This is a genomic window from Achromobacter sp. UBA4530, from assembly GCF_002388205.1.
In the GTDB taxonomy this organism is placed as follows: Bacteria; Pseudomonadota; Gammaproteobacteria; order Burkholderiales; family Burkholderiaceae_B; genus Achromobacter; species Achromobacter animicus.
Map to the genome: position 1 here is coordinate 385893 of NZ_DGMA01000007.1, position 14615 is coordinate 400507.

Consider the following 14615-nt stretch of genomic DNA (forward strand, 5'->3'; position numbering starts at 1 on the left):
GCCTCAGCCTGCACCGCGGAATTCGGGGTATAGCGTCATGCCGCCGTCCACGAAGAGCGTGGTGCCGGTGACGTAGTCGGACGCATCGCTGGCCAGCCAAACGGCCGCCTGTGCGATGTCCTCGGGCTCGCCGATCCGGCCGTAGGGGATGAGTTCCAGCAGCTTGGCCAGCGCCTGCGGGGTGTCCCACGCTGGCTGGTTGATCGCGGTGCGGATGGCGCCGGGCGCAATGGAGTTGACCCGGATGCGGTCGGGCGCCAGCTCCTGCGCCAGGGATTTCATCAGCAGCGAAATGCCGCCCTTGGACGCGGCGTAGTTCACCTGGAACGCCCAGGGGATCACTTCGTGCACCGAGCTGATGAAGAGGATGTTGCCCACCGAGCGGTTCTGGCGGGAGGGATCGGGCGGCTGCGTCTTGAAGGCTCGGGCCGCCGCACGGGCGCACAGAAAGTGGCCGGTCAGGTTCACGTCGATCACGCGCTGCCAGTCTGCGAGCGTCATGTCGGCAATGGGCGACGGGTGCTCAACCCCCGCGTTGTTGACCAGGATGTCCACCCGTCCGAAGTGCTGCACGGCTTGCTCGAACAGGTGGTCGACGTCGGCTTCCCGGCTGATGTCTGCCGCGGCTGCGACCGCCGTCCCGCCGCTACGCTGGATCGATTCCACCACCGCCGCGCCCCGGGCTTGGGAGTCTCCGCCCGCCCGGTGGTTCACCACCACTCGCGCTCCCGCTTCGGCAAGGCCGATTGCGATGGCGCGCCCAATGCCTGAAGACGCGCCTGTCACCACGGCCACGCGGCCGTTCAGGTCAGTCGTGTGCTGCATGCCAGTCTCCTTGGCGGCCGGCGTGTGGCCGGGCTGCCGGTATAGAGGGTTTCAGGGTAGTCCCGCCCGGGGGGCCGGCGCAACCCGGCGGCGGGGGGATGCCCGCTACGCGCAGCGTGTTCTCTGGACCGCTCAATGCGGCGGGGCGCTCTGCCGCAAGCGGCATTCCTGCCCGCGACCGGGCGAGACGCAACAACATAAGTTGCATAAGATTGAATGCACTTCTATCATGCAACTTATCAAGTATCGTAACCACCGCGCGAGGGTCTCACCATGCACTACGACGTCATCATCATCGGCGGCAGCTTTGCCGGCCTGTCCGCTGCCATGCAACTGGCGCGCGCCCGCCGGCGGGTGTTGCTGGTCGACGCGGCCAAATCCCGCAACCGCTACGCCGCGCACGCGCACGGCTTTCTTGGGCAGGACGGCGTGCCGCCGCACGAGATCGTAGCCACCGCCCGCGCGCAACTTTCCCGCTATCCGACCGTTGCCTTCCTGGACGGCGAGGCGGTCCAGGCCCAGCCGCAAGATGGCGGATTCGGCATCGTCATGGCGGACGGCAAGCAGGTACGCGGCGCGCGCCTGATCCTGGCCACCGGCATGCGCGACGAATTGCCGCCGCTGCCCGGACTTGAGGAACGCTGGGGGCAGACGGTGCTGCACTGCCCGTACTGCCATGGCTACGAAGTCGCAGGCAATCCGCTGGGCGTGCTGGCCGCGCATCCGATGTCCGCCCATCAGGCGATGATGCTGCCCGACTGGGGGCCGACCACGTATTTCACGCAGGATCAATTCGAACCTTCTGCAGAAGACGCGCAGCATCTCGCCGCGCGTGGCGTCCACATCGAGCGCACGCCGGTAGTCGGGCTGCTGGGCGCAGCGCCCGCCCTGGATGGCGTCGTGCTGGCCGATGGACGCGAGGTGCCGCTGCGCGCGCTGTTCGTCGCCAGCCGCGCACACATGGCCAGTCCGCTTGCCGATCAGCTGGGATGCGCGTTCGACGAGGGGCCGCTGGGACCCGTGATCCGCGTGGACGATCTGAAGCAGACCACGGTGCCCGGCGTGTACGCCGCCGGCGACGCGTCCACACCGATGTCCAACGCCACGCTGGCCAGCGCCTCCGGCGTCATGGCCGGCGTCTGCACGCACCGGTCGCTGGTCATGGCGTAAGCGGTCTTTGGCCTGAACCCGAGGCCGTGCATAATGGCGGGATTGGCGGCCCGGTCTCCGGCATGGAGCACGGGCCGCAAGTTCATCCGACCACGAATCCAGGAGCAGCCGTGCTGGATCCCATCCTCGCCGAACTTTCCACGACCCTGCCCGCCGCCAAGTCGGTCGAGCAGTTGACCCGCCCGCTGCTGGACATGCTGGGCGCCGTCACCGGACTTGAATCCACCTACCTCACCGCCATCGACCTCAAGGCCGACCTGCAGCATGTGCGCTACGCGCGCAACGTGGGGCAGCTGCAGATACCGGAAGGACTGTCCGTGCCCTGGGACGACACGCTGTGCAAGCGCGCGCTGGACGAAGGCCGCATGTGCACCAGCGACGTGTCGCAATGCTGGCCGGATTCAGACGCGGCCCGGCAGTTGGGCATCCAGACCTACGTCAGCGCGCCGGTGCGCGCCGATGACGGCGCCCTGTACGGCACGCTGTGCGCCGCCAGTGCGCGGCGCCACAACATCAGCCCGCAGGCCGAAGCGGTGCTGAAGCTTTTTTCCAGCGTGATCGCCAGCTTCATCGAACGCGAAATGCTCGTTGAACAGTTGCACTCGGCCAACGTCCGGCTCATGTCCTATGCGCTGACCGACACGCTGACGGGCCTGCCCAATCGGCGTGCCGTCTATGAGGCGCTGGACCGGCTGCTGGCGCGCGCCGTGCGCGAAAACGGCAGCGTGCTGGTCGGCGTCATCGATCTGGATGGTTTCAAGAGCATCAACGACACGTACGGCCACCAGGCTGGCGACCTCTTTCTGCAAGAAGTCTCGCGGCGCATGGCGGCGGCGCTGCGCGGGTCGGACATGCTGGGACGCGTGGGCGGCGACGAATTCTTGCTCATCGGGCCCGGCCCCGCGCTGACGGGCAAACGTGCCGACGAAGGCGGCGTGAGCCAACAGGCCGAGCCGGACGAGGCCGCCCGCGCGATGGAAGAACGCGTCCTGGCCGCCTCCATGGGCCGTTATCGGCTGGGCGACGCCACCGTGGCCTACGAAGGCGCCAGCGCCGGCGTCGTGGCGCTGGACCCCGCGGGCCTGGACGCGGAGGCTGCCGTCCGACTGGCCGATACCCGCATGTATGAAATCAAGCACGCGCGCCGGGCGGCGCGCGTCATTCACTGATCGACCGCGCGGCGCATTTACCGTTGAAGCGGCGGCGCGCGACCGTTCTCCGATGCGCCGGCGCGCTCGCTCCGGAAAGCGCGGATGCGCGGCTGCTCCTTTGGGACGCGGATGCGCGGCCGTTCCTTTGGAACGCGAATGCGCGGCTATTGCAGCCGCGCCTTGAAGAACGCCGTCACCTGGGCGTTCAGTTCACGATGAAACGCCAGCCGATCAATACCCGCCTCGTCGCGGCAGATGCCGGGCAGCGCCTCGGCCTGTTCAGTCGAGCACGGCGCTAGAAACGCGTAATGTCCCGCGCCCGCAGCAACCCGGAAATCCGGCGTGACGCCCAGGCCCTGGCGCACGGCCTCGACGCTGGCCGGGCTGACCCCTTCGCCGCCCCGCTCCGACGCCCATAGCTGAATGGGCAGCGTCACGCGCTTGAGCGCATCGCCGGGAAACACGTTGAGCGGATCGGCAATGACCGCCGCCTTGATGCGTGGCTCCGCCGGATAGGGTTGCTGCGGCACCTTCCCGGCCGCGATGTCGCGGCACATCGGCAGCGACGGCTGGTCAGCGCAGATCGCCAGCCCCGCCGCCAGATCCGGCGCCGCGCCGGCCAGCACCAGGCCCGTATACCCGCCGCGCGAAAAACCGAAGAAGCCGATCCTGTCGGGATCGATCCTTGCCTTGTCCGGCCACGCGCCCGTCATGTAGTCGATCAGCCGGCGCATTTCGCGGGGCCGGGTGGAAAAGATCGACAAATATCCCTGCCGCGATTTGTCCTGCGCGTTGTCGCCCACGTGGTTGATCGCCGCCACCACGAAGCCGGCATCCGCCAGCGCGGCCGCGGTGTCGTGGTGGCTGAGATACGAGCCCGCCGAGCCGTGCGACATGACGATGAGCGGATAGCGGCCTTCCGGCGCCTTGCAGCCCTGCACCCCTTGAATGGCGACGCGGCCCACCTTGATTTCCGCTGCGGGCTCGGCGCACGGTGTCCAGACCGCGCCTTGCAGGCCCGGGCCGTTCTGGTCCATCGGCAGATTCAGGCGCTGGAAGCCGGCGGCGTGCACTGTACCGCCAGAAAGCGCCAGGACGGCAGGAATCAGAACGTGCAGAAATTTCGAGGCGTAGGTCATACGGGCAAGTTGAGGAAAAGCGTTGAATCGATTTGTCGCGCGCAGGGTATCGGCAATACCAGTATTCGGGCTTGTCTTGTTGCCATTTTCAGCCGGCACCAGAATGCCGCTTTCGACATTCACGAAGCCCAAGGTTTTTCCCCATGCAGATTTCCTTGTTGCACACCATCGACAGCAACCCGGCGATTTTCGAACAGGCGGCCCGCGACGCGGGATTGGCCGCCGACGCGCTGCGCCATGCCGTGAGGCCAGCGTTCAGGCTTGCCGTTGATCAGGCGCGGGCCACGGCCAGCGCAATACCCGGCAGCGTGAAGGACGACATCGCGGCGGCGTTGCAGGCCTTGGCGGCCGGCGCGGACGCCGTGATTGTCACATGCGCCACGCTCGGTCCCGTCGTTGACGGCATCACGGGGATAGGCGCCCCCGTCATCCGCGCGGATGAGGCGCTGGCGCACGCGGCGGCTCGTGCAGGCGCCCGCATCGTGGTGCTGTGCGCCGTCGAATCCACCCTCGAGGCCAATCGCGCACTGTTCGAACGCCAGGCGGGCCCCGTCGGCGGCACGGTCGACGTGCGTCTGGTGCCCATCGCCTGGGATCTGTTCAAGCGCGGCGAGACGGCGGCATGTCTGGCTGCCGTCGCGCAAGCGGCCCGCGACGCCCAGGAAGGCGGCGCGGACGTGGTGGCATTCGCCCATCCGTGGATGGCGGACGCCGCCAGCGCCCTGCCCGCGGAGTGCCGTCCCCTGGACGGCGCCTCCGCATCCTTGGCGCTGGCGGCGCGGTTGACGGCGCCGTTGGTGGCGAGGTTGGCGGCGCCCTGAGCCTGCCGCTTACCTCACCTTCCCTGCCTTCCACGCCGACAGCAGTTGCTCGTAGGGAATCGTCTCGCCCTTCGGCTTTTCATTGGCCAGCTTCTTCCACGGCGCGTGCTGGTCCGACAGCCATTTGCTCGGATCGCTCTTGGGGTTGAGCTTCGGCGCGCACTGCGCCATGCCCGCCCGTTCAAGCCTCGCCATCACCTGATCCATTTCGTTGGCCAGGTTGTCCATCGCGGCCTGCGGGGTCTTTTCCCCTGTGACCGCGGTGGCGACGTTCTTCCACCAGAGCTGCGCCAGCTTCGGATAGTCCGGCACGTTGGTGCCGGTGGGCGTCCATGCCACACGCGCGGGACTGCGGTAGAACTCGATCAGGCCGCCGTAGTTGGCCGCGTTCTTGGTGAAGAACTCGCTGTTGATGTCGCTGTCCCGGATGAAGGTCAGGCCGGTGATGGACTTCTTGAGCGACACCGACTTGGACGTGACGAACTGCGCATACAGCCACGCGGCCGCCATCTTGTCGGGGTTGGTGGACTTGAAGAAGGTCCACGAGCCCACGTCCTGGTAGCCGTTCTGCATGCCGTCCTTCCAGTACGGGCCGTACGGCGACGGGGCCATGCGCCACTTCGGCGTGCCGTCGTCGTTCACGACCGGCAGCCCCTTCTTGGTCATGTCGGCGGTAAAGGCCGTGTACCAGAAGATCTGCTGGGCGATCTGGCCCTGCGCGGGCACGGGTCCCGCTTCCGAGAAGGTCATGCCCATGGCCTGCTGCGGCGCGAACTTCTTCATCCAGTCGATGTACTTGGTCAGCGCGTACACGGCGGCCGGGCTGTTCGTGGCCCCGCCGCGCGACACGGACGCGCCGACCGGCGTGCACTTGTCGTCAGCCACGCGGATGCCCCATTCGTCCACAGGCATGCCGTTGGGCAGGCCCTTGTCGGCCGCGCCCGCCATCGACAGCCACGCATCGGTGAAGCGCCAGCCCAGCGACGGATCCTTCTTGCCGTAGTCCATGTGGCCGTAGACGCGCTTGCCGTCGATCTCCTTGACGTCGTTCGAGAAGAACGTGGCGATGTCTTCGTACGCCGACCAGTTGGTGGGCACGCCCAGTTCATAGCCGTACTTGGCCTTGAATTTTTCCTTCAGGTCCGGCCGCGCGAACCAGTCGGCGCGGAACCAGTACACGTTGGCGAACTGCTGGTCCGGCAACTGGTACAGCTTGCCGTCGGGCGCGGTGGTGAACTTGGTGCCGATGAAGTCCTTCAGGTCCAGATCGGGATTGGTCCATTCCTTGCCGGCCCCGGCCATGTAGTCGGACAGCGGCAGGATGGCGCCGTAGCGGTAGTGGGTGCCGATCAGGTCGGAATCGGAGATCCAGCCGTCGTAGATGGACTTGCCGGACTGCATGGACGTCTGCAGCTTCTCGACGACGTCGCCTTCCTGGATGAGGTCGTGATTGACCTTGATGCCGGTGATTTCGGCAAAGGCCTTGGCCAGCGTCTTGGACTCGTACTCGTGCGTGGTGATGGTTTCGGACACCACGCTGACTTCATTGACGCCCTTGGCCTTGAGCTTGGCCGCGGCGTCGATGAACCATTTCATTTCGGCCATCTGCTGTTCCTTGGACAGCGACGAAGGCTGGAACTCCGAATCTACCCACTTCTTTGCCTCCGGCTCGCCGGCCCAAGCCCCTGACGTTCCGATCAGGGCGATAGCGGCCGCCATGGCGTGCATGCGCAATTTCATGACCTGTCTCCTCGATAAGTCTTCCCCTATCGTGCTGCGGACCGCTGGCCGGGGAAGACGCTGGCCGATAGTCCTTTTCCTGACTGCCCGAAACCAACGAAGGGTCTGGCGCCCTTCTCTCACCCTTTTTTCATGATGAAGGCCAGCAGCAGCATGGACAGCACGAAGCTGATCCACACCGATGGCGGCTGATCCAGCGAAAACCACTCGACCGCCTTCTGGCCAAACCCCAGAAACGCCAGGTTGAGCCACGCCGCGGCCATCAGGCCGATGAAGAGCCGGTCGCCCCGCGTCGTGCGCAGTGGCAAAAATCCCTTGCGCTCCTGCGTGGGCGACTTCAGCTCCCAGATCGTCATGCCCACCAGCATCAGCACGATGCAGCTGAAGAACACGGCAACCGGGGTGGTCCACACCATCCAGCTGAACATGGGCACGCCCTCCTGTAGTCCCGATGCCTACACGCGGCCCATCGCGAAGCCCTTCGCGATGTAGTGCCGAACGAACCAGATGACGATGCCCCCCGGCACGATGGTCAGCACGCCCGCCGCGGCCAGCACGCCCCAATCCATCCCGGAGGCCGATACGGTGCGCGTCATGGTCGCGACGATGGGTTTGGCGTTCACAGACGTGAGCGTGCGCGCCAGCAGTAGCTCCACCCAGCTGAACATGAAGCAGAAGAACGCCGCCACACCCACGCCCGACTTGATGAGCGGCAGGAAGATCGTCAGGAAAAAGCGCGGAAACGAGTACCCGTCGACATAGGCGGTCTCATCGATCTCGCGCGGCACGCCGGACATGAAGCCTTCCAGGATCCACACCGCCAGCGGCACGTTGAACACCAGGTGCGCCAGCGCCACCGCCAGGTGCGTGTCCATCAGGCCGAACGAGCTATAGAGCTGGAAGAACGGCAGCAGGAATACCGCCGGCGGCGTCATGCGGTTGGTGAGCAGCCAGAAGAACACATGCTTGTCGCCGATGAAGCGGTAACGCGAGAACGCATAGGCGGCCGGCAGCGCCACGGCCAGCGAGACGACCGTGTTGATGACGACGTAGATCAGCGAATTGATGTAGCCGGAATACCAGGCCGGGTCGGTGAAGATGGTGCGGTAGTGCTCGAACGTGAAGTCGCGCGGCCAGAGCGTCAGCGTGCTGACGATCTCGGTGTTCGACTTGAACGACATGTTCAGCATCCAGTACAGCGGCAGGATGGCGAACACCAGATATAGCGTCAGAAAGGCGCCGCGCCACCAGGTGGATTTCTCAGGCATTGCCCCGCTCCTCGTCGAAACCGCCCGTGGTGCCCGCGCGCTGCATCCAGTTGTAGAGAATGAAGCAAAGCAGCAGGATGATCAGGAAGTAGATGATCGAAAACGCCGCAGCCGGGCCCAGGTCGAACTGCCCCACCGCCTTTTGCGTCAGGTACTGCGACAGGAAGGTCGTGGCGTTGCCCGGGCCGCCGCCGGTCAGCACGAACGGCTCGGTGTAGATCATGAAGCTGTCCATGAACCGCAGCAGCACCGCAATCATCAGCACGCCGCGCATCTTGGGCAGCTGTATGTACCGGAACACGGCAAAGCGCGAGGCGCCGTCGATCCGCGCGGCCTGGTAGTAGGCGTCCGGAATGGCGCGCAGCCCCGCGTAGCACAGCAGCGCAACCAGCGGCGTCCAGTGCCACACGTCCATGACCAGCACCGTGACCCAGGCGTCGACGTCGTTGCCCGTGTAGTTGTAGTCCACGCCCAGCCAGGACAACGTGGCGCCGAGCAGCCCGATATCGGTGCGGCCGAACACCTGCCAGATGGTGCCCACCACGTTCCACGGAATCAGCAGCGACAGCGCGATGATCACCAGCACGGCCGACGCGCGCCAGCCGCTGGCCGGCATCGACAGCGCCAGCAGGATGCCCAGCGGAATCTGGATGAGCAGCACCGCAAACGAAAACCCGATCTGCCGGAACAGCGCGCCGTGCAGTTCCTCGTCCTGCAGCACCGCGGCGAACCACTCCGTGCCGACGAACACGCGGCGCTCGGGCGAAATGATGTCCTGCACCGAATAATTGACGATGGTCATCAGCGGCAGGATGGCCGAGAACGCCACGCACAGCACAACCGGCATGACCAGGAACCAGGCCCGGTGATCGGTGGGTTTCATCGGATCAGTTCCTCGTCGCGGTAGAAGCAGGTGTGCGGGTTGAGCACGGACAGCCACACCGTGGCGTCCTTGCCGCCGGCCACGACGTTGCTGCCCAGGCGGGCGCGCACCGGCGTGCCTTCAAAGTCAGCCACCAGCAGCGTGTAGGTGCCCACGTCCTGCACGCGTTCCACGCGCATGGGCACGGCGCCGGGCGTCCCGGGATCGGTCACGCGCAGGTATTCCGGCCGCACGCCCAGCTTGACGAGGCCCGCGCCTTCCAGCTTGACGGCCAGCTCGGCCGGCACGCCTTGCAACCGGTGCTGGCCCACCATCAGCGCGCCGTCGCGCCACTGCGCCGACAGGAAGTTCATGCCCGGCGACCCGATGAAATGACCGACGAAGGTGTGCGCGGGCCGTTCGAACAGATCATCCGCGCTGCCCACCTGCACGGCGCGGCCCCGCGCCATGACCATCACCTGATCGGCAAAGGTCAGCGCCTCGGTCTGGTCGTGGGTCACGTAGATCAGCGTCAGCTTGAACTCGTGATGGATCTCCTTGAGCTTGCGGCGCAGTTCCCACTTGAGCTGCGGGTCGATCACGGTAAGCGGTTCGTCAAAGAGAATCGCGGACACGTCGCTGCGCACCAGGCCGCGGCCCAGCGAGATCTTCTGCTTGGCATCCGCCGTCAGCCCGCTGGCCCGGCGGTCCAGCACGTTGGACATTTCCAGCATTTCGGCGATGCGGCCCACGCGCTCGCGGATGCGATCGGGCGCAACGCCCCGGTTGCGCAGCGGAAACGCGAGGTTCTCCGCGACCGTCATGGTGTCGTACACCACCGGAAACTGGAACACCTGCGCGATGTTGCGTGCCTGCGGGGTCTTGTCGGTGACGTCCTGCCCGTCGAACAGGATGCGCCCGTGCGATGGCCGCAACAGGCCCGACACGCAGTTGAGCAGCGTGGTCTTGCCGCAGCCCGAGGGCCCGAGCAAAGCATAGGCCCCGCCGTCGCGGAAGGTGAACTGCAGCGGCAGCAGGGCGTAGTCGTCGTCGGACTTGGGATGGGCGACATACGAATGGGACAGGTCCAGCTCGATCTGCGCCATCAGGCCACCTCCCCCGCCCCCGCCGGCTGCCGGGGCGCCGCGAGCAGCGCGCCGTCCGGGCCAAACGCGTAGGTTTGCGCGGGGTCGAAATACAGCCGCACATGCTCGTCCAGCGTGTACCGGTGCACGCCGGGCAGTTGGGCGACCACGTCGCCCGCAGCCGTCTCGGCATGGACAAAGGTGTCGGACCCGGAGATCTCGGCCAGCTTGACCCGGCCGGGCAGCCCGACGTGTCCGGGCCGCGATTCCACATCCAGCGCGCCGGCGCGCAGACCGGCCGTGATTTCGGCGTCCACGCCCGCCGGCAGCGCGCGGTCCACCGCCACGTCGCCCTGCAGCACGAACCCGCCGTTGTGGCGGCGGGCGGCGAACAGGTTCATGGGCGGGTCGCTGAAGGCGCGTGCCACGCGGATCGAATTGGGCCGGTGAAAAACCTCGGCCGTGGGGCCGTATTGCAGCAGTTCGCCCGCGTCCAGAACGGCGGTGTGGCCGCCGAGCAACAGCGCCTCGCCCGGTTCGGTGGTGGCGTAGACCACGGTCGACCGCCCCTGCGCGAACAATTCCGAGAGTTCGTCGCGCAATTCCTCGCGCAGTTTGTAGTCCAGATTGACAAGGGGCTCGTCCAGCAGGATCAGCGGCGCATCCTTGGCCAGCGCCCGCGCCAGCGCCACCCGCTGCTGCTGCCCGCCCGACAGTTCGGACGGATAGCGGTCCAGCAAATGGTCGATGTGCAGCCGCGCCGCCATGGCGTGGACTTTTTCACGCGTGTCGCGCTCGCCGCGCAGCTTGAGCGGCGAGGCGATGTTGTCGTAGACCGACATGGACGGATAGTTGATGAACTGCTGGTAGACCATCGCCACGTTGCGCTGGCGGACGGGCACGCCGGTGACGTCCGCGCCGTCGACCCGCACGTGGCCCTCGGAAGGCCGGTCCAGCCCGGCCATGATGCGCATCAGCGAGGTCTTGCCGGCCAGGGTGGCCCCCAGCAGGACGGTCATGGCCCCCGGAACCGGGGCCAGGCTCATGGGATACAGGTGCGTCTGCGAGCCGGCCCGCAAAGCTATCCCGTCCAAGGTCAGCTGCATCTAGTCTCCTCAACCTACTTATACGTCCCTGTTTTCTACGGACTTCGGTATTCGGCACAGCGTCCCAGCTTGCGCGCCGCCACGTTCCCGCGCGGGCGCAACACGATGAGCATACTCTTTCAGATGGCTTTCGTTTTTTGTGCGTTTTACTGAAGAAGCGAACAAAAAACAATCTTGCGGTGCGTCATTATTTTTCGCTTTTGTTGTTTTATCATTCGAACATGACACTGAATCCACGACAGAGCGCGCTGATCGAAATGGTGCGGGCCCAGGGCTCGGCCTCGATCGAAGAGCTTGCCAAACGTTTCGACGTCACGCTGCAGACCGTGCGGCGGGACGTCAACATCCTTTCGGAAGCCGGCCTGCTATCGCGCTTTCATGGCGGGGTGCGCATTGAAGCCTCCACCATCGAGAACATCGCCTACCGCAAGCGCCAGGGGCTGCACGCCGCGGGCAAGCAGCGCATCGCCGAAGCCGTGGCCCGCGCCGTGCCGGACGGCTGTTCGCTGATCCTGAACATCGGCACCACCACCGAGGCCATTGCGCGCGCGCTGCTGCGCCATCGCGGACTGCGTGTCATCACGAACAACCTGCACGTGGCCGACATCCTGTCCGACAACCCGGATTGCGAAGTCATCGTCGCCGGCGGCGTGGTGCGCTCGCGCGACCGCGGCATCGTCGGCGAAGCCACGATGGACTTCATCCGCCAGTTCAAGGTCGACATCGGCCTGATCGGCATTTCGGGCATCGAGGCCGACGGCACCCTGCGCGACTACGACTTCCGCGAAGTGCGCGTGGCGCGCACGATCATCGAGCAGTCGCGCGAGGTCTGGCTGGCCGCCGACAGCAGCAAGTTCAAGCGCCAGGCCATGGTGGAACTGGCGCATATCTCGCAGATCGACCGCTTCTTCACCGACGCGCATCCGCAGGAACCGCTGGCACAAGTGTTGCTGGACGCCGGCGTGCGCTGCGACGTCGCCGCCGCGCCGCACGTCCCCAAACCTACACCCTGACCCGAGCGCCGCCGCGGACGCATCGTCCGCGCAAGCCCCGCCGGCAAGCACATCGACGCATTTACCTCGCGGCCCTGCCGCCCTAAAAGAACATGAACCAACCCCTCGCCTCCGTCACCCCGCCCGACCGCAGCCGTCTTCTGAACACGCTGGACAACACGCATTCCTGGGACGTCATCGTCATCGGCGGCGGCGCAACCGGCCTGGGCACGGCGGTCGACGCCGCCGCGCGCGGCTACCGGACGCTGCTGATCGAAGGCGCCGACTTCGCCAAGGGCACGTCCAGCAAGGCTACCAAGCTGGTGCACGGCGGCGTGCGCTATCTGGCGCAAGGCAACGTCAGCCTGGTGCGCGAGGCCCTGCATGAACGCGGCCTGCTCAACCGCAACGCGCCGCACCTGGTGTGGCCGCTGGGCTTTGTGGTGCCGGCCTACACGATGCTGGACCAGCCGTTCTACGGCATCGGCCTGAAGATGTACGACATGCTGGCCGGCAAGCTGAACCTGTCGCCCAGCCGCTGGCTGTCGCGCCGCGAAACGCTGGCCAACGCCCCCACCCTTGCGGAAACCGTCAGCGGGCGCAGCCTGAAGGGCGGCGTGCTGTACTACGACGGCCAGTTCGACGACGCGCGCCTGGCCATGAGCCTGATGCGCACGCTATTCGACCTGGGCGGCACGGCAGTCAACTACGTGCGCGCCACGGGCCTGACCACCACCAACGGCAAGGTCGACGGCGTGACCGCACAGGACGTGATCGGCGGCGCGTCGTTCACGCTGCGCGCGCGCTGCGTGGTCAACGCCACCGGCGTGTGGGTGGACGCCGTACGCCGCATGGAAGACAAGAACGCGCAGACGATGGTCGCGCCCAGCCAGGGCGTGCACCTGACGCTGCCGCAGGATTTCCTGCCCGGCAAGCGTGCCGTGCTGATTCCCAAGACCGATGACGGCCGCGTGCTGTTCGTGGTGCCCTGGAACGGCCACACCATCGTCGGCACCACCGACACGCCGCGCCAGGATCTGCCGCTGGACCCGGATGCCGGCGCACAGGACGTGGATTTCATCCTGAGCACCGCCGCGCGCTATCTCAGCCGCAAGCCGACGCGCGACGACGTGACCAGCGTCTGGGCCGGCCTGCGTCCGCTGGTCAAGGCGACCGGCGAAGCCTCCACCAAGAAGCTGTCGCGCGAGCACACGATTCTGGTGTCCAAGGCCGGCCTCGTGACGGTCACCGGCGGCAAGTGGACGACGTACCGCCGCATGGCGCAGGACGTGGTCGACACCGCCATCCAGCATCAGTTGCTGACGCAGGCCTCGTGCCGCACCGAATCGTTGCCGCTGCATGGCGCCAATGGTCTTGCACCGTCGCAGGAACACGCCGGCACGCCGGACAGCTACTACGGCAGCGATCTGGCGACGTTGCAGGCGTTGCCCGGCGCGCAGCGCATGCTGGTCAAGGCCAGCGGCCTGACCGAAGCGCACGTGCGTTTTGCGGCGCGCTTTGAACTGGCGCGCAGTGCCGAGGACGTGTTGGCGCGCCGCAACCGCGCGCTGTTCCTGGATGCCGAGGCCGCGATGCTGGCCGCGCCGGAAGTGGCCCGCATCCTGGCCGAGGAACTGGGCCACGACGCGGCCTGGCAGCAGCGCACGCTGCAGGACCTGGCCACCGTCGCGGCGACCTATCGCCTGAAGTAGTTCGCTACGGTAAACCGCTACGGCACGCGCAGGCGGCTTTCGCGGATCAACGATTCGAACACGCGCAGCAGGTCGGGATCGAACTTCGATCCCGACTCCTGGTTCAGGATGTCCATGATCTGCGTGTGCGAGCGCGCCGGATGATAGGGCCGCGTATCGCCCAGCGCGTCATAGGAATCGGCCACCGAGATGATCCGCGCATGCAGCGGGATGGCGTGGCCGGCAAGACCGTCCGGATAACCGGAGCCGTCGACATGCTCGTGATGGTGCCGCACCGCCAGCGCAATGGCCTCGCGCTGCGGCATCGCGGTCTGCATGATGAGGGCAGCGCCCGCGGCGGCGTGCGCCTTCATGATTTCCCAGTCTTCCCATACCAGCCGGTGCGGGCTGTGCAGCACACGATCGGGCGTGGCGATCTTGCCCACGTCGTGAAGCCGCGCGGCCACGGCAATGACGTCCACCTCGTGCTCCGGCAGTCCACAGGCTTCGGCCAGCGCCACGCTCAACGCAGCCACTCTATTGCAATGCCGGCCGGTGGCCGGGTCACGCGCCTGTATTGCGGCAAAGAGCGCCGCTTCATAGGATCCTGCGGATATGTCGGGTACGTCGGGGGGCATTGGAAAACTGCGCGCCGCACTGGCATGGCGGCGCGCGCATATCGGAAAGCCGGAATTCTGACACAATTCGCAACGATGTCCGGCCGCCGAGCGTCGAGCGCGGGGCCGCGCTTCGTCTTCCTGCTGT

14 protein-coding genes are annotated in these 14615 nt (G+C 66.5%); 5 read left to right on the forward strand and 9 right to left on the reverse strand.

All coding sequences use genetic code 11. From position 1 onward, the window contains the following. Positions 1-3: 3 nt before the first annotated feature. Entirely contained in the window at positions 4-825 is an 822-nt protein-coding gene (locus B2W22_RS06050) for an SDR family oxidoreductase (protein ID WP_175121743.1), read from the reverse strand. A 273-nt stretch (positions 826-1098) separates the two neighbouring features. Here B2W22_RS06050 and B2W22_RS06055 point away from each other — a divergent pair, with 273 nt between their 5' ends. Both B2W22_RS06055 and B2W22_RS06060 read left to right on the forward strand, forming a co-directional pair. Then, positions 1099-1995: an NAD(P)/FAD-dependent oxidoreductase gene (locus tag B2W22_RS06055; RefSeq protein WP_286936622.1), complete on the forward strand. Its 897-nt coding sequence runs from the start codon at positions 1099-1101 to the stop codon at positions 1993-1995. Between the two features lie 113 nt (positions 1996-2108). Further along, the gene (locus tag B2W22_RS06060; protein WP_286936763.1) at positions 2109-3164 is read left to right on the forward strand and encodes a sensor domain-containing diguanylate cyclase; all 1056 of its coding nucleotides are present in this window, start codon (positions 2109-2111) and stop codon (positions 3162-3164) included. A 146-nt stretch (positions 3165-3310) separates the two neighbouring features. Here the strand turns inward: B2W22_RS06060 and B2W22_RS06065 are convergent, their stop codons facing one another. Continuing rightward, a complete protein-coding gene (locus B2W22_RS06065; RefSeq protein ID WP_286936623.1) occupies positions 3311-4285 on the reverse strand; it encodes an alpha/beta hydrolase family protein in 975 nt (324 codons plus the stop codon). 143 nt (positions 4286-4428) lie between these two features. Between B2W22_RS06065 and B2W22_RS06070 the strand changes: the two genes are divergently transcribed. Beyond that, on the forward strand, positions 4429-5106 hold the full coding sequence (locus B2W22_RS06070) for an aspartate/glutamate racemase family protein (protein WP_286936624.1): 678 nt from the start codon (positions 4429-4431) through the stop codon (positions 5104-5106). 9 nt (positions 5107-5115) lie between these two features. Here B2W22_RS06070 and B2W22_RS06075 read toward each other — a convergent pair whose 3' ends face one another. From B2W22_RS06075 to B2W22_RS06100, 6 genes are all read right to left on the reverse strand, one after another. Then, complete coding sequence (locus B2W22_RS06075; protein ID WP_175121748.1) at positions 5116-6846, reverse strand: ABC transporter substrate-binding protein; 1731 nt, start codon at positions 6844-6846, stop codon at positions 5116-5118. 119 nt (positions 6847-6965) lie between these two features. Then, positions 6966-7274: a DUF2160 domain-containing protein gene (locus tag B2W22_RS06080; RefSeq protein ID WP_056317261.1), complete on the reverse strand. Its 309-nt coding sequence runs from the start codon at positions 7272-7274 to the stop codon at positions 6966-6968. 27 nt (positions 7275-7301) lie between these two features. Then, positions 7302-8114 (reverse strand): carbohydrate ABC transporter permease, encoded by an 813-nt coding sequence (locus tag B2W22_RS06085; RefSeq protein WP_175121749.1) that lies wholly within the window; start codon positions 8112-8114, stop codon positions 7302-7304. Further along, a complete protein-coding gene (locus B2W22_RS06090) occupies positions 8107-8997 on the reverse strand; it encodes a carbohydrate ABC transporter permease (RefSeq protein WP_175121750.1) in 891 nt (296 codons plus the stop codon). The genes B2W22_RS06085 and B2W22_RS06090 overlap by 8 nt, the downstream gene beginning before the upstream one ends. Further along, positions 8994-10082 carry an ABC transporter ATP-binding protein gene (locus B2W22_RS06095; protein ID WP_175121751.1) on the reverse strand — a complete coding sequence of 363 codons (1089 nt, stop codon included), beginning with the start codon at positions 10080-10082 and terminating at the stop codon, positions 8994-8996. The genes B2W22_RS06090 and B2W22_RS06095 overlap by 4 nt, the downstream gene beginning before the upstream one ends. After that, positions 10082-11167, reverse strand: a complete 1086-nt coding sequence (locus tag B2W22_RS06100; protein WP_286936628.1) for an ABC transporter ATP-binding protein — start codon at positions 11165-11167, stop codon at positions 10082-10084. The genes B2W22_RS06095 and B2W22_RS06100 overlap by 1 nt, the downstream gene beginning before the upstream one ends. A 221-nt stretch (positions 11168-11388) precedes the next feature. Between B2W22_RS06100 and B2W22_RS06105 the strand changes: the two genes are divergently transcribed. Together B2W22_RS06105 and B2W22_RS06110 are read left to right on the forward strand one after the other, a co-directional pair. After that, positions 11389-12180 (forward strand): DeoR/GlpR family DNA-binding transcription regulator, encoded by a 792-nt coding sequence (locus B2W22_RS06105; protein ID WP_224776955.1) that lies wholly within the window; start codon positions 11389-11391, stop codon positions 12178-12180. A 92-nt stretch (positions 12181-12272) separates the two neighbouring features. Then, the gene (locus B2W22_RS06110) at positions 12273-13871 is read left to right on the forward strand and encodes a glycerol-3-phosphate dehydrogenase/oxidase (protein ID WP_175121754.1); all 1599 of its coding nucleotides are present in this window, start codon (positions 12273-12275) and stop codon (positions 13869-13871) included. 17 nt (positions 13872-13888) lie between these two features. Here B2W22_RS06110 and B2W22_RS06115 read toward each other — a convergent pair whose 3' ends face one another. After that, positions 13889-14488 carry an HD-GYP domain-containing protein gene (locus tag B2W22_RS06115; protein ID WP_175185388.1) on the reverse strand — a complete coding sequence of 200 codons (600 nt, stop codon included), beginning with the start codon at positions 14486-14488 and terminating at the stop codon, positions 13889-13891. Positions 14489-14615 lie beyond the last annotated feature (127 nt).